The sequence below is a fragment of the Roseateles sp. GW821-FHT09H10 genome (assembly GCF_059415865.1).
Genome location: NZ_JBWKOB010000005.1, coordinates 170,958 through 189,758, shown reverse-complemented (window position 1 = coordinate 189,758; position 18,801 = coordinate 170,958). Strand labels below are relative to the sequence as shown.

16 protein-coding genes and 1 pseudogene are annotated in these 18,801 nt (G+C 67.0%); 15 read left to right on the top strand and 2 right to left on the bottom strand.

From position 1 onward, the window contains the following. Positions 1–225 precede the first annotated feature (225 nt). Entirely contained in the window at positions 226–888 is a 663-nt protein-coding gene (locus tag AC07OY_RS22120) for a GntR family transcriptional regulator (protein WP_495044734.1), read from the bottom strand. Between the two features lie 82 nt (positions 889–970). On the opposite strand from AC07OY_RS22120, the gene scpA reads away from it, so the two are divergent. The 9 genes and pseudogenes from scpA (at position 971) to AC07OY_RS22075 (ending at position 10,459) form a co-directional block, all read left to right on the top strand. Continuing rightward, positions 971–3,145, top strand: coding sequence for a methylmalonyl-CoA mutase (gene scpA / locus AC07OY_RS22115; protein ID WP_495044733.1), 2,175 nt, complete (start codon positions 971–973; stop codon positions 3,143–3,145). After that, positions 3,145–3,570, top strand: coding sequence for a GNAT family N-acetyltransferase (locus tag AC07OY_RS22110; RefSeq protein WP_495044732.1), 426 nt, complete (start codon positions 3,145–3,147; stop codon positions 3,568–3,570). Before scpA ends, AC07OY_RS22110 begins: the two co-directional genes overlap by 1 nt. Continuing rightward, positions 3,567–4,529 carry a methylmalonyl Co-A mutase-associated GTPase MeaB gene (gene meaB / locus AC07OY_RS22105; protein ID WP_495044731.1) on the top strand — a complete coding sequence of 321 codons (963 nt, stop codon included), beginning with the start codon at positions 3,567–3,569 and terminating at the stop codon, positions 4,527–4,529. Before AC07OY_RS22110 ends, meaB begins: the two co-directional genes overlap by 4 nt. Further along, on the top strand, positions 4,526–4,921 hold the full coding sequence (locus AC07OY_RS22100) for a VOC family protein (protein ID WP_495044730.1): 396 nt from the start codon (positions 4,526–4,528) through the stop codon (positions 4,919–4,921). The genes meaB and AC07OY_RS22100 overlap by 4 nt, the downstream gene beginning before the upstream one ends. Positions 4,922–4,927: 6 nt before the next feature. Further along, complete coding sequence (locus AC07OY_RS22095) at positions 4,928–6,460, top strand: acyl-CoA carboxylase subunit beta (protein ID WP_495044729.1); 1,533 nt, start codon at positions 4,928–4,930, stop codon at positions 6,458–6,460. Further along, positions 6,430–7,602, top strand: a complete 1,173-nt coding sequence (locus AC07OY_RS22090) for a hypothetical protein (protein WP_495044728.1) — start codon at positions 6,430–6,432, stop codon at positions 7,600–7,602. The genes AC07OY_RS22095 and AC07OY_RS22090 overlap by 31 nt, the downstream gene beginning before the upstream one ends. Further along, the gene (locus AC07OY_RS22085; RefSeq protein ID WP_495044727.1) at positions 7,599–7,889 is read left to right on the top strand and encodes a helix-hairpin-helix domain-containing protein; all 291 of its coding nucleotides are present in this window, start codon (positions 7,599–7,601) and stop codon (positions 7,887–7,889) included. The genes AC07OY_RS22090 and AC07OY_RS22085 overlap by 4 nt, the downstream gene beginning before the upstream one ends. 10 nt (positions 7,890–7,899) lie before the next feature. After that, positions 7,900–9,998: pseudogene (locus AC07OY_RS22080) on the top strand (ATP-binding protein). Beyond that, positions 9,998–10,459 carry a VOC family protein gene (locus AC07OY_RS22075; protein ID WP_495044726.1) on the top strand — a complete coding sequence of 154 codons (462 nt, stop codon included), beginning with the start codon at positions 9,998–10,000 and terminating at the stop codon, positions 10,457–10,459. Before AC07OY_RS22080 ends, AC07OY_RS22075 begins: the two are co-directional and overlap by 1 nt. Positions 10,460–10,472: 13 nt before the next feature. On the opposite strand, the gene AC07OY_RS22070 is transcribed toward AC07OY_RS22075, so the two are convergent. Next, positions 10,473–11,705 carry a Yip1 family protein gene (locus tag AC07OY_RS22070; RefSeq protein ID WP_495044725.1) on the bottom strand — a complete coding sequence of 411 codons (1,233 nt, stop codon included), beginning with the start codon at positions 11,703–11,705 and terminating at the stop codon, positions 10,473–10,475. A 286-nt stretch (positions 11,706–11,991) separates the two neighbouring features. Here AC07OY_RS22070 and AC07OY_RS22065 point away from each other — a divergent pair, with 286 nt between their 5' ends. The 6 genes from AC07OY_RS22065 to asd all read left to right on the top strand — a co-directional run bounded on the left by AC07OY_RS22065 (position 11,992) and on the right by asd (position 18,663). Further along, the gene (locus AC07OY_RS22065; protein WP_495044724.1) at positions 11,992–13,323 is read left to right on the top strand and encodes a hypothetical protein; all 1,332 of its coding nucleotides are present in this window, start codon (positions 11,992–11,994) and stop codon (positions 13,321–13,323) included. A gap of 84 nt (positions 13,324–13,407) precedes the next feature. After that, on the top strand, positions 13,408–14,301 hold the full coding sequence (locus AC07OY_RS22060; RefSeq protein WP_495044723.1) for a LysR family transcriptional regulator: 894 nt from the start codon (positions 13,408–13,410) through the stop codon (positions 14,299–14,301). Continuing rightward, complete coding sequence (gene leuC / locus AC07OY_RS22055) at positions 14,298–15,710, top strand: 3-isopropylmalate dehydratase large subunit (RefSeq protein ID WP_495044722.1); 1,413 nt, start codon at positions 14,298–14,300, stop codon at positions 15,708–15,710. Before AC07OY_RS22060 ends, leuC begins: the two co-directional genes overlap by 4 nt. A 4-nt stretch (positions 15,711–15,714) precedes the next feature. Then, positions 15,715–16,362 carry a 3-isopropylmalate dehydratase small subunit gene (gene leuD, locus AC07OY_RS22050; RefSeq protein WP_495044721.1) on the top strand — a complete coding sequence of 216 codons (648 nt, stop codon included), beginning with the start codon at positions 15,715–15,717 and terminating at the stop codon, positions 16,360–16,362. 1 nt (position 16,363) lies between these two features. Next, a complete protein-coding gene (gene leuB / locus AC07OY_RS22045) occupies positions 16,364–17,458 on the top strand; it encodes a 3-isopropylmalate dehydrogenase (RefSeq protein ID WP_495044720.1) in 1,095 nt (364 codons plus the stop codon). A 92-nt stretch (positions 17,459–17,550) separates the two neighbouring features. Continuing rightward, positions 17,551–18,663: an aspartate-semialdehyde dehydrogenase gene (asd, locus tag AC07OY_RS22040; protein ID WP_495044719.1), complete on the top strand. Its 1,113-nt coding sequence runs from the start codon at positions 17,551–17,553 to the stop codon at positions 18,661–18,663. Positions 18,664–18,801: the final 138 nt, after the last annotated feature.

Below are 18,801 nucleotides of genomic sequence, written 5' to 3'. Positions count from 1 at the left end.
TAGATTTCAAGTGCTTCGATCGGTTATCGGGTCACCCTGGCTTGACTTGAGGAACAAAGTCTCAAATCGGCCCGGATGGCCCAAAAACGGGCCTGCCAACCGCGGCCCGAACACTCAGACCGGGGGTGGTCTACCCAGTAATCGCCATGCTAGTAAGGACTTAGCGAAGTCACTCGCCGATAAGGACGGGCTTTCGGTGGCAGTTCACGCACCGCCCGTTTGCTTTCACGGAGCTGTCTGCGTCGCGCTCAGTCCGTTACAAAAATGGGCTGAAACCAGGGTCCGGCAGGCCGTCGCATCCCGCGACAGCAAGGCCCTGACGATGGCCCGGTGCTCCTCCAAAGACTCCGCCAGCCGTCCCTCCCGGAACAGCGAATGGTGGCGGTTGAGCTTCATCAGCCGGCGCAGGTCGCCGACGATCTGCAGCCTCCAGCGGTTGCCGTCGATCTCCAGCACGCGCAGATGGAAGCGTTCGTTGGCGGCGAAGAAGGCGTCGCGGTCGGGCAGGGCTTCCTCCAGGTCGCGATGCAGGCCGCCGAGTTCCTGCAGCTCGGCGTCGCTGGCCCGGACGGCGACTTCGGCCGCGGCGTCACTTTCTAGAAGGGACAGCAGTTGATAGGCTTCCCTGACGTCCCGCTCGCTCATCTCGGTCACATAGGCGCCGCGGCGCAGCTTCATCGTCACCAGGCCTTCGGCGGCCAACACCTTTAGGGCCTCGCGCATGGGCGTGCGGCTGATGCCCAGTTCCGCGCAGAGCTTCAGTTCATCGATCCAGGCCCCCGGCTCCAGTTCCCGTGCCAGGATCTGCTGGCGCAGCCGGTCGGCCACCTGCTCATATAGAGCAGAGGCGGCGAGCGGAGCGTGGTCGAGGGAACCGGCAGCGGGCATGGGGCCGAGTGTAGCGATTCTGAATTCATAATTATGAATAACGACCCGGCTATGATGCCGGCCCAGTTACAGGAGAGTTTCGATGTCGGACGCCAGCCGCACCGGGGGCACCCCGGAGTTCAATGCCGCCACGCTGGAGCAGTGGAACAAGGCCGCCGCCAAGTCGGCCCCCGGCGGCGACGTCAGCGCGCTCAACTGGGTCACGCCCGAGGGCCTGACCGTCAAGCCGCTCTATACCTCCGCCGACACCGCCGGCCTGCCGCATGCCGACACGTTGCCCGGCTTCGAGCCCTTCTTGCGTGGCCCGCAGGCGACGATGTACGCCGCCCGGCCCTGGACCATCCGCCAGTACGCCGGCTTCTCGACCGCCGAGGAGAGCAATGCCTTCTACCGCAAGGCCCTGGCCGCCGGCGGACAGGGCGTGTCGGTCGCCTTCGACCTGGCCACCCACCGCGGCTATGACAGCGACCACCCGCGCGTGACCGGCGACGTCGGCAAGGCCGGCGTGGCCATCGATTCGGTGGAGGACATGAAGATCCTGTTCGACGGCATCCCGCTGGACAAGGTGTCGGTCTCCATGACCATGAACGGCGCCGTGCTGCCGGTGCTGGCCGGCTATGTGGTGGCGGCGGAAGAGCAGGGCGTCAGCCAGGACAAGCTGGCCGGGACCATCCAGAACGACATCCTCAAGGAGTTCATGGTCCGCAACACCTATATCTACCCGCCCGAGCCGTCGATGCGCATCGTCGGCGACATCATCGAATACACGGCGCGGGAGATGCCCAAGTTCAATTCCATCTCCATCTCCGGCTATCACATGCAGGAGGCGGGCGCCAACCAGGCGCTGGAACTGGCCTTCACGCTGGCCGACGGCCAGGAGTATGTGAAGACGGCCATGGCCAAGGGCCTGAGCGTGGACGACTTCGCGCCGCGCCTGTCCTTCTTCTGGGCCATCGGGATGAACTTCTATCTCGAGATCGCCAAGATGCGTGCCGCCCGGCTCTTGTGGTGCCGCATCATGAAGGGCTTCGGCGCGACCGCGCCTAAGAGCCTGATGCTGCGCACCCACTGCCAGACCTCGGGATGGAGCCTGACCGCCCAGGACCCGTACAACAACGTGGTGCGCACCACCATCGAAGCCATGGCCGCCGTGTTCGGCGGCACGCAGAGCCTGCATACCAACTCGCTGGACGAGGCCATCGCCCTGCCCACCGAGTTCAGCAGCCGCATCGCGCGCAACACCCAGCTCATCATCCAGGAAGAGACCCACATCACCAGCGTCGTCGACCCCTGGGCCGGCAGCTACATGATGGAAAAGCTCACCCAGGACATGGCCGACAAGGCCTGGGAGATCATCGAGGAAGTGAATGCCCAGGGCGGCATGATCAAGTCGGTGGACTCGGGCTGGGCCAAGCTGAAGATCGAGGCGAGTGCCGCCGAAAAGCAGGCCCGCATCGACTCCGGCCAGGACGTCATCGTCGGCGTCAACAAATACAAGCTGGCCAAGGAAGACCCCATCGACATCCTGGACGTCGACAACGTGAAGGTGCGTGACGGCCAGATCGAGCGGCTCAAGCGCATCAAGGCCACGCGTGACACGGCTGCCGTCCAGGCCGCACTGGCGGCGTTGACCCAGGCCGCCGAGACCGGCGAAGGCAATCTGCTGGACCTCGCCATCAAGGCCGTGCGCCTGCGTGCCACGGTGGGCGAGGTGTCCGACGCGCTGGAGGCCGTCTTCGGCCGCCACCGTGCCGACACGCACAAGGTCAGCGGCGTCTATGCGGCCGCCTACGACTCGGCCGAGGGCTGGGCCAAGCTGCAGGGCGAGATCGCCGCCTTCGGCGACGAACAGGGCCGCCGCCCGCGCGTGATGATCGCCAAGCTCGGCCAGGACGGCCATGACCGCGGCGCCAAGGTCGTCGCGACCGCGTTCGCCGACCTTGGCTTTGACGTCGACATCGGCCCGCTCTTCCAGACCCCCGAGGAATGCGCCCGCCAGGCCATCGAGAATGACGTGCACGCCGTGGGCGTCTCCACGCTGGCCGCCGGCCACAAGACGCTGGTGCCGGCCATCATCGAAGAGCTGAAGAAGCAGGGTGCCGACGACATCATCGTCTTCGTCGGCGGCGTCATCCCGGCCCAGGATTACGACTTCCTCTACCAAGCCGGCGTCAAGGGCGTCTACGGCCCGGGCACGCCGATTCCGGCCAGCGCCAAGGATGTGCTGGAGCAGATCCGCATCAAGGTGGCGGCCTGATGACACCGACGCTGGCGCCGGTCGCCGACGCCGACTTCGAGGCCATGCTGGCCCTGCGCATCGAGGCGCTGCGCGAGAGCCTGGAGCGGCTGGGCCGCTTCAACCCCGAAGTGGCGCGGGCGCGGCTGAAGAGCCAGTTCCGTCCGGAGTGGATGCAGCATCTGGTTTTGGATGGCGAGCGTGTCGGCTATTTCACCGTCGAGCCGCGCGAGGGCGAGTTGCGCCTGCATCACCTCTATCTGCGGCCGGCCGCGCAAGGGCAGGGCGTCGGCGCCTGGGTGCTGGAACAGATCAAGTCGCAAGGCCTGCCGATCACGCTGGCCGCGCTGCGCGAAAGCCGCGCCAATGATTTCTATCTGCGCCACGGCTTCAAGGTCGTCGAGCAACAGGACTTCGACATCGAATACCGCTGGGAGGCTGCTTGAGCCTGAGCGCGCCGCTGCAAGCCGGTGACCGCCGCGCGCTGGCCAAGGCCATCACGCTGATCGAGTCCACCCGGGTCGACCACCGCGAGCAGGCCGATGCGCTGCTGACCGAGCTGATGCCGACCACCGGCGGCGCGCTGCGCCTGGGCATCTCGGGCGTGCCAGGCGTGGGCAAGAGCACCTTCATCGAGGCCTTCGGCATGTTTCTGCTGGAGCAGGGCCATCGCGTCGCCGTGCTGACGGTGGACCCGTCCAGCACTTTGTCCGGCGGCGCCATCCTGGGCGACAAGACGCGCATGGAGAAGCTCTCCATGGACCTGCGCGCCTTCATCCGCCCCAGCCCCAGCAGCGGCACCCTGGGCGGTGTGGCCGAGAAGACGCGCGAGGCCATGCTGCTGTGCGAGGCGGCGGGCTATGACGTCGTCATCGTCGAGACCGTCGGCGTCGGCCAGAGCGAGACCGCCGTGGCGGGCATGACCGACCTCTATCTGCTGCTGCAACTGCCCAATGCGGGCGACGACCTGCAGGCCATCAAGAAGGGCGTCATGGAACTGGCCGACCTCGTCGTCATCAACAAGGCCGATATCGACGATGTGGCGGCCACGCGAGCCCAGGCCCAGATCACGTCGGCGCTTCGGCTGCTGCCCACGCATGCGCATGCCACGCAGCGCGTGATGAAGGTCAGCGCGTTGAAGTCCAGCGGCATCGAGCCGGTGTGGGCCGCGCTGAGCGCCTTGCGCAAAGAGCGCGAGGCCAGCGGCGCCTGGAGCGCCAAGCGCCGCGAGCAGTCGCTGGCGTGGATGTGGGAGCGCATCCAGTCGGGGCTCAGGCAGGCCTTTGTGGCGCATCCTGCCGTCAAGGGCCAGCTCGACGCCGCCACGGCCGCCGTGCGCGAAGGGCGTACACCTGCGTCGACCGCGGCACGCCAGTTGCTGGCCGCCTTCAGGAGCCCCACTTGATCACCGGCCTGCATCACATCAATCTGCGCGCCCCGGCCGACCTGCTTGTCGTGCTGCGCGACTTCTACCGCGACGCGCTCGGCCTGGAGCAGGGCCCACGGCCGGACTTCGGCAGCCCGGGCTTCTGGCTCTATGCCGGCGGCCACCCCATCGTGCACCTGTCGACCCAGCGCGCCGACGAGCCCTTGCGCGGCCCTGTCGATCCGGCAGCGCCGACGACCTACGACCACACGGCCTTCCACGGCACCGACCCCGTCGCGACGGCCACCAAGCTCCGCTCCTTGGGCGTGCGCTTCCATGAATCCCGCTCGGCCGTCACCGGCCAGCACCAGTTCTTCTTCCAAGACCCCGCCGGCAATGGCGTGGAGATCAATTTCCCGTTCGAGGGTTGAACCGATATGCAAGACATCCTGCAAGCACTTGAAGCCAAGCGCGCCCGCGCCCGGCTCGGCGGTGGCGAGAAGCGCATCGCCGCCCAGCACGCCAAGGGCAAGCTGACCGCTCGCGAGCGGCTGGAACTGCTGTTCGACGAAGGCAGCTTCGAGGAATGGGACATGTTCGTCGAGCACCGTTGCGTCGACTTCGGCATGGCCGACAACAAGATCCCCGGCGACGGCGTCGTGACCGGCTACGGCATGATCAACGGCCGCCTGGCCTTCGCCTTCAGCCAGGACTTCACCGTCTTCGGCGGTGCGCTGTCCGAGTCGCACGCCGAGAAGATCTGCAAGGTGATGGACCAGGCCATGAAGGTCGGCGCTCCCGTCATCGGCCTGAACGATTCGGGCGGCGCGCGTATCCAGGAGGGCGTCGCCTCGCTGGGCGGCTATGCCGACGTTTTCCAGAAGAACGTCATGGCCTCGGGCGTCATCCCGCAGATCAGCATGATCATGGGCCCCTGCGCCGGCGGCGCGGTCTATTCGCCTGCGATGACGGACTTCATCTTCATGGTGAAGGACAGCAGCTATATGTTCGTCACCGGCCCCGAGGTCGTGAAGACGGTGACGCACGAGGAAGTGACGGCCGAAGAGCTGGGCGGCGCGACCACGCACAACAGCCGCAGCGGCGTGGCCGACCTGGCCTTCGAGAACGATGTGGAGGCGCTGCTGATGCTGCGCCGCTTCTTCAACTACCTGCCGCTGTCCAACCGGGAGAAGGCGCCTTGCCGCCCGAGCGGCGACCCGGCCACGCGCCTGGACCTGTCGCTGGACACCCTGGTGCCTGACAACCCCAACAAGCCCTACGACATCAAGGAGCTGATCCTCAAGGTCGTCGACGACGGCGACTTCTTCGAGTTGCAGCCCGACTACGCCAAGAACATCGTCACCGGCTTTGCGCGCATGGAAGGCCAGACGGTGGGCATCGTCGCCAACCAGCCCCTGGTGCTGGCCGGCTGCCTGGACATCAAGAGCAGCATCAAAGCAGCGCGCTTCGTGCGCTTCTGCGACGCGTTCAACATCCCGGTCGTCACCTTCGTCGACGTGCCCGGCTTCATGCCCGGCACCTCGCAGGAATATGGCGGCATCATCAAGCACGGCGCCAAGCTGCTCTATGCCTATGCCGAATGCACCGTGCCCAAGATCACCGTCATCACGCGCAAGGCCTACGGCGGCGCCTATGACGTGATGGCCTCCAAGCACCTGCGCGGCGACGTCAACTTCGCCTGGCCCAACGCCGAGATCGCCGTGATGGGCGCCAAGGGCGCGGTGGAGATCATCTTCCGCGAGGACAAGAAGGACCCCGCCAAGCTGGCCGAGCGCGAGGCCGAATACAAGGCCCGCTTCGCCAACCCCTTCGTGGCCGGCGCGCGCGGCTTCATCGACGACGTCATCCAGCCCCACGAGACACGCAAGCGCATCTGCCGCAGCCTGTCGATGCTGAAAGACAAGAAGCTGGAGAACCCGTGGCGCAAGCACGGGAACATCCCGCTGTGAAGACGCCGTGGTGGTTGGCGCTGGCGGTCGGCCTGGCCGCCCAGGCGCAGGCGGCCCAGCACAAGGACCCGGCCAGCGGCTGTGCGGTCTCGGCACCGGCCTATCTGGCCAGCAGCGACTACATCTTCAGCTACCAGGGCGCCTGCCGCGAGGGGCTCGCCGAGGGCCAGGGCAAGGCCATCTGGACGCTGAAGAACGCGCCTACGCATCGCGAGGAATGGGCGGGGCGCTTCAGTGCCGGCGTCTATCTGCCCGAGCCCTCGCAAGGCCTCAAGGCGCGTGCGCTGCGGGGTGACAACGTGCTCTTCGACCTCGGCCCTCTGCCCAAGCTCGAAGGCATGAGCCCACGGCTGGCCGTGGAGGCCACCAGCGAGCTGGCCCGATATCCCGATCCGTGCAAGCCGGACACCTTGTTCGTGCTGCAGGCCGACGGTGCCGCGCTGGTGTCAGACGACGTGGCCAGGCAGATGCTGCGCTCAGCCCTGGACAAGCTGAAACTGCGCTGCGGCGATGACCGCCTGCGCGAGCGCGGCCGGCCGGGCGGCGAACGCAGCCATGTCCGCGTGCGGATGGCGCCGCAGGCCGAGCTGGAGATGGATCCATACGGCAACCCCAAGGGCATCGTCGTCGAGGCCTCGCTGCCGCTGGACGCTGGCAAGGATTTCAACCAGTACAGCAACAGCGTGGCCAGCCAGCAGCGCCAGCGCAAGGAGCGCGAAGAGCGGGACGCGCAGAAGCTGGCGAATGCACAGGGCCTGAAGGCTTTCGCCAAGCCGACCGGCGCCGCGGTGTGGGTCAGCCTGTCATCGTTGGGCCAGAACCCCTTCCGCTATCAGGGCCAGCTGGTTTTGACAGCCGCGCGTCTGGACGAAGTGGTCGCGCCGACGCGTGCACGCGTGGTGGGCATCAACAGCGGCTACCAGAGCCCCTATGCCCTGATCGAGGGCGAGGGCCTGGCGAAATGGGAGCCCGGTGCTCGCTTGCTGGCCGTCAAGGTGTTGGGGCGCTTGCCCAATACGGACGCCGACCTGCCCGCCGGCCTGCATCTGCAGCTGGTGGCCCAGTTGCCCTGCACGCAAGGCGATTGCGGCGACCGGCTGTACCTGCCCGAGCGGCTGCGCGACGGTGAGGCGCTGCCATGAACAAGGCCAGTTGCGCCGCCGAGGCCTTCAAGCTCACCGACATCCCCAACATCGGCAAGGCCATGGCCGCCGACCTGGTGGGCCTGGGTTTGCCGACGCCCGCACATGTGAAGGCCATGGACCCCTTCAAGACCTACGACCGCCTGCGCGACGCCCAGGGCCGGCTGCACGACCCCTGCGTGCTCGACACCTTCATGGCCGCGCACGACTTCATGAACGGCGGGCCCGCCCAGCCGTGGTGGCACTTCACCGAGCAGCGCAAGAAGCTGCTCGCGAAAACGAAATAAGAGGCATCACATGTTCACCAAGATCCTGATTGCAAACCGTGGCGAGATCGCTTGCCGCGTGATTGCCACGGCCAAGAAGATGGGCATCCAGACCGTGGCCGTCTATTCCGAAGCCGACAAGGACGCCCGCCATGTCGAGCTGGCCGACGAGGCCGTGCTGCTCGGCCCGGCGCCGTCGCGCGAGAGCTATCTGGTCGCCGACAAGATCATCGCCGCGGCCAAGCAGACCGGCGCCCAGGCCATCCATCCCGGCTATGGCTTCCTGTCCGAGAACGAGGACTTTGCCCGCCGCGTGGAAGAGGAAGGCATGGCCTTCATCGGGCCCAAGCACTACAGCATCGCGGCCATGGGCGACAAGATCGCGTCCAAGAAGCTGGCCAACGAGGCCAAGGTCAGCACCATTCCCGGCCACAACGAGCCCATCCTGACGCCGGAAGAGGCGGTGCAGATCGCCCAGGGCATCGGCTACCCGGTCATGATCAAGGCCAGCGCCGGCGGTGGCGGCAAGGGCCTGCGCGTGGCCTTCAACGACAAGGAATGCTTCGAGGGCTTCTCCTCCTGCCGCAACGAGGCGCGCAACAGCTTCGGCGACGACCGCGTCTTCATGGAGAAGTTCGTCGAGCAGCCGCGCCACATCGAGATCCAGGTGCTGGGCGACTCCCAGGGCAATGTGGTCTACCTGTGGGAGCGCGAGTGCTCCATCCAGCGCCGCCACCAGAAGGTCATCGAGGAGGCGCCGTCGCCCTTCATCAGCGAGGCCACGCGCCGCGCCATGGGCGAGCAGGCGGTGGCCTTGGCCAAGGCGGTGAAGTACGAGAGTGCCGGCACGGTGGAGTTCGTCGTCGGCAAGGACCAGGACTTCTATTTCCTGGAGATGAACACGCGGCTGCAGGTGGAGCATCCGGTCACCGAGTGCATCACCGGCCTGGACCTCGTCGAGCAGATGATCCGCGTCGCCGCCGGCGAGGCGCTGACCTTCACGCCCTCGTCGAGCAGATGATCCGCGTCGCCGCCGGCGAGGCGCTGACCTTCACGCAGACCGACATCAAGCGCGACGGCTGGGCCATCGAATGCCGCATCAATGCGGAAGACCCCTTCCGCAACTTCCTGCCCAGCACGGGCCGCCTGGTGCGCTACCAGCCGCCGGAGACGACGATGCAGCAGGCCGAGGCCGGCCGCTTCGGCGTGCGCGTGGACACCGGCGTCTACGAGGGCGGCGAGATCCCGATGTTCTACGACTCGATGATCGCCAAGCTCATCGTGCACGGCAAGGATCGCAACGAAGCGATCGCCAAGATGCGCGAGGCGCTGAACGGCTTCGTCATCCGTGGCGTGTCCAGCAACATCCCCTTCCAGGCGGCGCTGCTGGCCCATCCGGATTTCGGCAGCGGCAACTTCAACACCGGCTTCATCGCCCAGCACTACGCCGGCGGCTTCAAGGCCGAGGACGTGCCGCATGCCGACCCGCTCTTCCTCGTCGCTCTGGCCGGCTTCATCCGCCGCAAGGCGCGCGAGCGCGAGGCCGGCATCAGCGGCCAGCTGCGTGGCCACGAGGTGCAGATCGAGCACGACTATGTTGCCGTGGTGAACCTGGGCGGTGGCCGCAGCGAGCAGCATCCCCTGCACATCAGTGAATTCGCCGGCGCCCTGGGCGAGGCGAGGGTGCAGGTGGGTGGCAAGGACTACCGCATCGTCTCCAGCTCGCGTCTGAACGATGTGCGCATCACCGGCACCGTCAACGGCCTGAGCTTCACCGCCCAGGCCGAGCGCGGCACGGCGAAGAACCCGCTGGCCTACCGCATCCAGCATGGCGGCCGCTCCATCGAGCTGGCCGTGCTGAGCCCGCGCGCCGCCGAGCTGCAGGCCCTGATGCCCTACAAGGCCCCGCCCGACACCTCCAAGCTGCTGCTGTCGCCCATGCCGGGCCTGCTGGTGCATCTGGCGGCCCAGGTGGGCCAGACCGTGCAGGCCGGCGAGCGCCTGGCCGTCATCGAGGCGATGAAGATGGAGAACATCCTCAGCGCCGTCCAGGACGTGACCGTGGCCGAGGTGCTGGCCAAGCCGGGCGAGAGCCTGGCGGTGGATCAACCCATCCTGAGGTTCGCGTGATGAGCAAGCCCTACAAGATCCTCGGCATCCAGCAGATTGCCATCGGCGGCCCCGACAAGCAGGCCCTGCGCAAGCTCTGGGTGGACGTGCTGGGCCTGACCGTGACCGGCAACTTCGTCTCCGAGCGCGAGAACGTGGACGAGGACATCTGCTCAGTAGGCAGCGGGCCGCACAAGATCGAGGTGGACCTGATGCAGCCGCTGGACCCCGACAAGAAGCCGGCCGTGCATGCCACGCCGCTCAACCATGTGGGCCTGTGGGTGGACGACCTGCCCAAGGCCGTCGAGTGGATGAGCGCCAACGGCGTGCGCTTCGCGCCGGGCGGCATCCGCAAGGGCGCCGCGGGCTACGACATCTGCTTCATCCACCCCAAGAGCAACGACGAGTTCCCCATCGGCGGCGAAGGCGTGCTGATCGAGCTGGTGCAGGCGCCGCCCGAGGTCGTCGCGGCCCTGGGCTGAGCGGCGGCTGATCTCAGCCGGGCTGGCGCGGCGTGCTGGCCAGCTTGTTGAGGTCGACGCCGTTGAGGGCGCCGCGCAGCTGGTCGATGCCGACCTGATCGCCCTTGGCCTCGACGATGACGCCGTTGGGCAGCAGCACCGTCAGCTCGGCATGCGAGCCGTCCTTGCGGTACTCCTCGCGCACCGTGCGGTCGCCCTGCTTGAAGACGCGCTCGATGCGGCCGTCGGCGTCCTTGTCCAGCGTCATGTTGGCCCAGCCCGCCAGGCCGACCATGCCGGCGAGGCTGCCCATGTCGGTGATGTCCAGGCTGAGGGACTTGTCGCCATTGCCGTAGCGGGCCTTGGCGGAGGAGGAGTTGATGCCCATCGCGCCACCGCTCTGGGCCTCGATGCTGGTGCGCTTGTAGTCGCCAAGGTTCTCGGGCAGCAGGGCCTTGAGGTCGGCGGCCGGCATCGGCTTGGCCCCGCCCGTCACGCCCGACATCGCGCCCATCATCTCGCCCAGCGCCTTGCCCGCGGCGGCGCCGTCGCCCTTGGCCTGGGCCGCTTCCATTTCCTTGCCCAGGGCCTCCATGCGCTTGGCGGCGGCCTCCATCTTGCTGGTGTCCAGCGTGACGTCGCCGCCCGGGCCCTTGATGGTCACCGAGCCGGCATCGGCATGCCGGCCGCCCCAGGCACCCATGCCGAGCACGGCGCCACTCACGGCGCCCACCACCATGCCGGCCACGATGCCGGCGATCACCACCACGGCGGTGTAGCCGGCGGACTTCTCCGGCGGGTTGCGCATCAGCACCGGCAGGCCGAGGTAGATGAGGTAGATGGAGTAGAGGCCGCACAGCAGGCCCAGCATGCTCAGGGCGGGCAGCAGCTGGAATATGCCGCCGACGAAGCCTGCCGTGCAGCCATAGGCCACCAGCTTGAGCGCCGCCAGGCGGTCGGGCGTGCCGCCGAAGGTGGGCGCCAGCGCGTTCACCAGCAGCGCCAGCACATAGACCATGCCCAGAGACAGCACATAGCTGAACACCATGTGGACCAGGCCGCTGACGAAGGGCATGCGATAGCTGAAGCCGAAGGCGCCCGCACCCACCACCGACAGGCCGATGAAGCCGGCCACCGCCGGTATCGCCGCCAGGATGAGCAGCCATTCCTTGTAGAGGGACTGCACCGTGGCGGGCTCCGCGGCGATCTGCGGCCAGGTGTCCTTGGGCTTGAGCAGGATGTCTTGGATGCGCTGGACCAGATTCATGGAGGTCTCCGTGTGAGATGACCCATCGTAGAAGCCCGTTCCCGCGCGGCACTCGGGGCTTTCATGAAGCTGCCGGGTCGGCTTCGGCTTGAACGCTCGCGAAGCGCCGCTTCCCCAATCGCCGCTTCTGCAAAGTGCTACCCGCCCGTAACCTGCGCAGCAGCAAAACTTGCGCGTGCCGCGCTGGGCTGACCGGCCCGTGGCACACCGGGAGGCGAGGGGGCCACAAGCCGTTTCGCGAGTTCGGTCGCAAGGCTTTGCTCAGGCAGGCGCCAGAATCCTGGCGATGCGCTCCACCTCCTTCCTGCTCGCCCTGCTGCTGCCCACCCTGGCCCAGGCCTGGGGCAATCACAGCCCCATGTGCTATCGCGCCTTCGAGCGCATGCCCGAGGTGGCCAACGCCGCGGCGGTCAAGGCCGAACCCCTCGTCGATTTCCTGCGCGACCAGGAGACGGCCATTGCCGCCCGCCTCGACAGCCAGGAAGCCCAACTCCGTGAACAGCTCAAGGGCCACGCACCCCGGCCCGACGCCCTGCGCTTCGTGGCCGACGCCAAGCGCAGCGATGCCGACCGCCGAGCCGCCTTCCTGCGCGCCTTGCGCCTTTCGCCCCAGACCAAGCTCGCCCTCTACCTGCAGGTCGACCCGCGCGAGCCCGATGCCGTGCGGCCGGCGCTGGAGGCCAGCCAGGTCAGTGCCGTGGCGAACAGCAAGGGCGCGACCCAGCGCTTCGTGGCGCTGCAGCCCGGCGAGGCCGTCGCGCCGCTGGCCGTGCTGGCCTCGGCCTGCGACGAGCCCGACTATGGCCACGACCTGAATCTCTTCGACGACAACCCCGGCAACGCCGGCTATGGCTTCGGCAAGCAGCCCTTCGGCAATCCGGCGGTCGCCATCGGCTCGCAGGCGCCTTTCCACATGGCCTTCTTCCATCAGGGGGCCATCTTCAACACGCTGGCGCCGAGCTTTGCCCGCACCTTCACCGAGCTGCGCGTGCGGCAGTACGCCGGCCTGGCCGTGCTGGCCTGGCAGACCGGCCATGCCTATTGGGGCTGGCGCTTCGCCGGCCTGGCCCTGCACCATGTCGAGGACCTGACCCAGCCTTATCACTCGAGCGCCGCGCCGGGCGCGACGCTGGGCCACATGATGTGGGTCAACTTCAAGGCCCAGGTCGGCGCGCCCGCCGACCGCCAGGGCCTGGTGGTGCTGCAGGGCAATCGCCACTTCGTGCTGGAGCAGTTCCAGACGCGCTGGATCATCGAGGCGGCCCGGCACAAGCGCGACGGCCCTCTGGAGCTGGCGCTGCGCGACGCCGCCCGGGATGCGCGCTACCCGGCCTGGAGTGCTGGCTATGTGCGCGACGTGGTCGCGGCCGAGGCCTTTGCGGCCGGGCCGGCGACCGACGCGGCCGTGGTTGTCGGCGCGCCGGCGAAATTCGTCACTGACCCCCATTTCGACTTTGCTGCCAATGAGGCCCAGCTGGGGCCGGAGCTCGCCAAGGACATGCAGGGCCAGCGCGACGGGCTGCAGCGCCAGGTCGCCGAGTTGCTGGGCCATTTCGGTGCTCACAGCCGCAATGCCCTGCGAGGCCTGCTGAAACAGGTCGGTGCCGCGTCACGCTGAGCTTCGCGAACGACGAAACAAAAGTCAGTTATTGGCGCAGAATGACGTTCTTCACGAAGGCTATGCTGGAGTTGGACGATCACCATGCGCCACGACCTCACCACCCTCAATCTTGTGCTGGCCATCGAGCAGACCCGCTCGATCACGCGCGGCGCCGCCCAGGAACACCTGGCGCTGGCGGCCGCCAGCAAGCGCCTGTCTGACCTGGAAAGCCGCCTCGGCGTGCAGCTCTTCGAGCGGCGCGCCCGGGGTGTCGAACCCACCGAAGCCGGCCGGGCGCTGGTGCGCCATATCCGTTCGCTGCACGCGTCGCTGTATGCCCTCGAGACCGAGGTCATGGAGTTCTCGCGCGGCATCAAGGGCCATCTGCGCATCGCCGCCAACAGCAGCGCCATCACCGAGGCCTTGCCGCCTCATCTGGTGGGCTTCTCGCAGGCGCACAGCCAGATCCGCATCAGCATGGAAGACCTGACCAGCGCCGAGGTGCAAGCCGCGGTGGCTGAAGGGCGCGCGGACGTCGGCGTCTTCACGCCGCCGCTGGTGGACAACCGCCTGCAGACCTGGGTGGTCGGCCACGGCCGCCTGGCCGCCGTCGTGCCGCTGAAGCACCCCTTGAGCGCCCGCGAGGAAGTCACCTTCGACGACCTGCTGGCCTATGACCTCATCGGCCTGCATGCCGGCGCCAGCGCGCAGGAACTGATGCGGGAACAGGCCGCGGCCCGCGGCAAGACGCTGAATGCACGCTGGCAGGTGCGGGGCTTCGACGCCATCGCCCAGCTCGTCGAGGCGGGCCTGGGCGTGGCCGTGCTGCCCGAGCAGCCGGCCGAGCGCTTCACCCGCGTCTTCGGCGTGCGCAGCATCCGCCTTGAAGAGCCCTGGGCGGAGCGCGAATATGTATTGGGTGTGCTGCGCCAGCAGCGTTTGCCCACTGTGGTGCAACGCTTCGTGGACACCTTGATTCCTCGAGACAAGCAATGACCTCACGTACTCTCTACGACAAGCTCTGGGATGAGCATGTCGTGCACACCGAGCCCGACGGCACGGCGCTGCTCTACATCGACCGCCACCTCGTCCATGAGGTGACCAGCCCCCAGGCCTTCGAAGGCCTGGACCTGGCCGGCCGCAAGGTCTGGCGCCTGAGTGCCAACCTGGCCGTCAGCGACCACAACGTGCCGACCACGGACCGCAGTCAAGGCATCGCCGACCCGGTCTCCAAGCTGCAGGTCGACACCCTGGACGCCAACTGCGACCGCGTCGGCATCACGCAGTTCAAGATGAACGACAAGCGCCAGGGCATCGTGCACGTGATCGGCCCGGAGCAGGGCGCCACGCTGCCCGGCATGACCGTCGTCTGTGGTGACAGCCACACGTCCACGCATGGCGCCTTCGGTGCGCTGGCCCACGGCATCGGCACCAGCGAGGTCGAGCATGTGCTGGCCACGCAGACGCTGTCGGCCAAGAAGGCCAAGAACCTGCTCGTCAAGGTCGAGGGCACCCTGTCCAAGGGCTGCGGCGCCAAGGACATCGTGCTGGCCATCATCGGCAAGATCGGCACGGCCGGCGGCAATGGCTACACCATCGAGTTCGCGGGTGCGGCCATCCGCTCACTCTCGATGGAAGGTCGCATGACGGTCTGCAACATGGCCATCGAAGCCGGTGCCCGCGCCGGCCTGATCGGCGTGGACGACACGACCATCGCCTACGTCAAGGGCCGCCCCTTCTCGCCGCAGGGCGTGGAATGGGACCAGGCCGTCGCCTACTGGCGCACGCTGCATTCCGACGCTGGCGCCCATTTCGACAAGATCGTCGAGATCGATGCCGCCCAGATCCGTCCGCAAGTCACCTGGGGCACCTCGCCCGAGATGGTGCTGGCCATCGACGACCGCGTGCCCGATCCCGACAAGGAAAAGGACGCCGTCAAGCGCGGCGCCATCGAGCGCGCGCTGACCTACATGGCGCTGGAGCCCAACAAGGCCATCAACGATATCCATGTCGACAAGGTCTTCATCGGCTCCTGCACCAACAGCCGTATCGAGGACATGCGCGAGGCCGCGGCCGTCGTGCGCCGCGTCGGTGGCCGTGTGGCCAAGAACATCAAGCTGGCCCTCGTCGTGCCGGGCTCGGGCCTCGTCAAGGCGCAGGCCGAAGCCGAAGGCCTGGACCAGGTCTTCAAGGCCGCCGGCTTTGAATGGCGCGAGCCGGGCTGCTCCATGTGCCTGGCCATGAACGCCGACCGGCTGGAGCCGGGCGAGCGTTGCGCGTCCACCAGCAACCGCAATTTCGAAGGCCGCCAGGGCGCGGGTGGCCGCACCCACCTCGTCAGCCCGGCCATGGCCGCAGCGGCCGCGATGACCGGCCATTTCGTTGACGTCCGCACACTGAGCTGACCCCATGGACAAGTTCACCCTCCACAAAGGGCTGGTCGCGCCCATGGACCGCGACAACGTCGACACCGACGCCATCATCCCCAAGCAGTTCCTGAAGTCGATCAAGCGCTCGGGCTTCGGCCCCAACCTGTTCGACGAATGGCGCTATCTGGACCACGGCGAGCCCGGCCAGGATCCGGCCAGCCGCAAGCCCAATCCCGACTTCGTGCTGAACCAGCCGCGTTATGCCGGCGCCAGCGTGCTGATCGCGCGCAGCAACTTCGGCTGTGGCTCCAGCCGCGAGCATGCGCCCTGGGCCCTGCAGCAGTACGGCTTCCGCGCCATCCTGGCGCCCAGCTTCGCCGACATCTTCTTCAACAACTGCTTCAAGAACGGTCTGCTGCCCATCGTCCTGCCCGAGCGGGCGATCGCGCAGCTGTTCGACGAGGTCCATGCCTTCCCGGGCTACCAGCTGGTCGTCGACCTGCCGCGCCAGGTGGTTGTGAAACCCGACGGCGCCGAGCTGCCCTTCGACATCGAGCCCTTCCGCAAGGAATGCCTGATCGGCGGCCTCGACGAGATCGGCCTGACCCTGCAGCACACCGACAAGATCCGCGCTTATGAGGCTGCCCGCATCGCCGCGAAGCCCTGGCTGAACAACCGAGTGATTTGAGATGAAGAAGATTGCAGTACTGCCGGGCGACGGTATCGGCCCAGAAATCATGGCCGAGGCCGTCAAGGTGCTGAAGGCCCTGGACCTGCCCTTGCAGCTCGACTGGGCCGATGTGGGCGGCAAGGCCTACGAGACCAGCGGCCACCCGCTGCCCCCCGCCACGCTGAAGCTGGCGCAAGAGGCTGATGCTGTGCTGTTCGGCGCCGTGGGCGACTGGAAGTACGACAAGCTCGAGCGTTCGCTGCGCCCCGAGCAGGCCATCCTCGGCCTGCGCAAGGCCTTGGGCCTGTTCGCCAATTTCCGCCCTGCCATCTGCTATGAGCAGCTGACGCACGCTTCGTCGCTGAAGCCCGAACTGGTGGCGGGTCTCGACATCCTGCTGATCCGCGAACTGACCGGCGACATCTACTTCGGCCAGCCGCGCGGCCGCCGCACGGCCGTGGACGGCCATTTCCCCGGTGCTGACGAAGCCTTCGACACCATGCGCTACTCGCGCCCCGAGATCGAGCGCATCGCCCACGTCGCCTTCCAGGCCGCCCGCAAGCGTGGCAAGCGCCTGACCAGCGTCGACAAGGCCAATGTGCTGGAGACCTCGCAGTTCTGGAAGGACATCGTCATCGAGGTCCACGCCCAGTACCCCGATGTCGAGCTGGACCACATGTATGTGGACAACGCGGCCATGCAGCTCGTCAAGGCGCCGAAGAAGTTCGACGTCGTGGTGACCGGCAATATGTTCGGCGACATCCTGTCCGACGAAGCCGCGATGCTGACGGGCTCCATCGGCATGCTGCCCTCGGCGTCGCTCGATGCCAACAACAAGGGCCTCTACGAACCCAGCCACGGTAGCGCACCGGACATCGCGGGCAAGGGGATTGCCAATCCTCTGGCTACAATCCTGTCCGCTGCCATGATGCTCAAGTTCTCCCTCAACCAAGCCGACGCTGCCGCTCGTATCGAGCATGCCGTGCAGTCGGTGTTGGCCCAGGGCTTGCGCACTGCCGACATCTGGTCCGAAGGCACCTCGAAGGTCACGACCCTCGAGATGGGCGACGCCGTCGTCAAAGCCATTACGACCACCAAAACCATCAAGAGCTGAAGCTCCGTCTCGTCTCGCCCCTCCAAACCCGGCGAACGAGCCGGGGCCCAAAGTGGATGGGGTTTGGTGAACGACAGACAAAGGATTTGATGATGACGACTCTGGTAGGCCTCGTAGGCTGGCGTGGCATGGTGGGCTCGGTCCTGATGGACCGCATGACCGCCGAACGCGATTTCGACCTGATCGAGCCGCTGTTCTTCTCGACTTCCAACGCCGGCGGCGCTGCCCCGGCCCAGGCCAAGAACGAGAAGTCGCTGCAGAACGCCTTCGACATCGAACAGCTCAAGCGCTGCGACATCATCATCACCGCCCAGGGCGGCGACTACACGACCGAGGTCTATCCCAAGCTGCGCGCCGCGGGCTGGAACGGCCACTGGATCGACGCCGCCTCCACGCTGCGCATGGCCGATGACGCCGTCATCATCCTGGACCCCGTCAACCGCCCCGTCATCGACCAGGCGCTGAGCAACGGCGGCAAGAACTGGATCGGCGGCAACTGCACCGTCAGCTGCATGCTGATGGGTGTGGGCGCGCTGTACAAGGCCGGCCTCGTCGAGTGGATGTCCACCCAGACCTACCAGGCCGCTTCCGGCGGCGGTGCCCAGCACATGCGCGAGCTGCTGACGCAGTACGGCACGCTGAACAACTCGGTGAAGTCGCTGCTGGACGATCCCAAGAGCGCCATCCTCGACATCGACCGCCTGCTGGCCGAGAAGCAGCGCACGCTGTCGCCCGACGAAGTGGCCAACTTCGGCGTGCCGCTGGGCGGCTCGCTGATCCCCTGGATCGACAAGGACCTGGGCAACGGCCAATCCAAGGAAGAGTGGAAGGGCATGGCCGAGACCAACAAGATCCTCGGTTCCAACGCCATTCCCGTCGACGGTTTCTGCGTCCGCGTCGGCGCCATGCGCTGCCACAGCCAGGCTCTGACCTTCAAGCTGAAGAAGGACGTGCCGCTGGCCGACATCGAGGCCATGATCGCCGCCGACAACGCCTGGGTGAAGGTCGTGCCCAACACGCGCGAAGCCACCATCCGCGACCTGACGCCCGTGGCCGTCACCGGCACGATGACGATTCCTGTCGGTCGCCTGCGCAAGCTGGCCATGGGCCCCGAGTACCTGGGTGCCTTCACCATCGGCGACCAGCTGCTGTGGGGCGCCGCCGAGCCGTTGCGCCGCATGCTGCGCATCCTGCTCGAACGTTGATGAATGAAGCTGGCCCCTCGGGGCCAGTTTCACTTAGGTTTCGCTTACGGTCTTTTACGACTTGACTAAGGGTTCACCCGGGCGTCGATATTGAATCGAAACGACACATCAGGTACCCCTTGAGCATTTCAGCGTATA

Coding starts and splice junctions, on each gene's coding strand:
- asd (WP_495044719.1), top strand. CDS start 17,551: ATGACGACTCTGGTAGGCCTCGTAGGCTGGCGTGGCATGGTGGGCTCG.
- AC07OY_RS22060 (WP_495044723.1), top strand. CDS start 13,408: ATGCGCCACGACCTCACCACCCTCAATCTTGTGCTGGCCATCGAGCAG.
- leuC (WP_495044722.1), top strand. CDS start 14,298: ATGACCTCACGTACTCTCTACGACAAGCTCTGGGATGAGCATGTCGTG.
- AC07OY_RS22095 (WP_495044729.1), top strand. CDS start 4,928: ATGCAAGACATCCTGCAAGCACTTGAAGCCAAGCGCGCCCGCGCCCGG.
- AC07OY_RS22070 (WP_495044725.1), bottom strand. CDS start 11,705: ATGAATCTGGTCCAGCGCATCCAAGACATCCTGCTCAAGCCCAAGGAC.
- AC07OY_RS22110 (WP_495044732.1), top strand. CDS start 3,145: ATGACACCGACGCTGGCGCCGGTCGCCGACGCCGACTTCGAGGCCATG.
- AC07OY_RS22085 (WP_495044727.1), top strand. CDS start 7,599: ATGAACAAGGCCAGTTGCGCCGCCGAGGCCTTCAAGCTCACCGACATC.
- leuD (WP_495044721.1), top strand. CDS start 15,715: ATGGACAAGTTCACCCTCCACAAAGGGCTGGTCGCGCCCATGGACCGC.
- AC07OY_RS22065 (WP_495044724.1), top strand. CDS start 11,992: ATGCGCTCCACCTCCTTCCTGCTCGCCCTGCTGCTGCCCACCCTGGCC.
- AC07OY_RS22120 (WP_495044734.1), bottom strand. CDS start 888: ATGCCCGCTGCCGGTTCCCTCGACCACGCTCCGCTCGCCGCCTCTGCT.
- leuB (WP_495044720.1), top strand. CDS start 16,364: ATGAAGAAGATTGCAGTACTGCCGGGCGACGGTATCGGCCCAGAAATC.
- scpA (WP_495044733.1), top strand. CDS start 971: ATGTCGGACGCCAGCCGCACCGGGGGCACCCCGGAGTTCAATGCCGCC.
- AC07OY_RS22075 (WP_495044726.1), top strand. CDS start 9,998: ATGAGCAAGCCCTACAAGATCCTCGGCATCCAGCAGATTGCCATCGGC.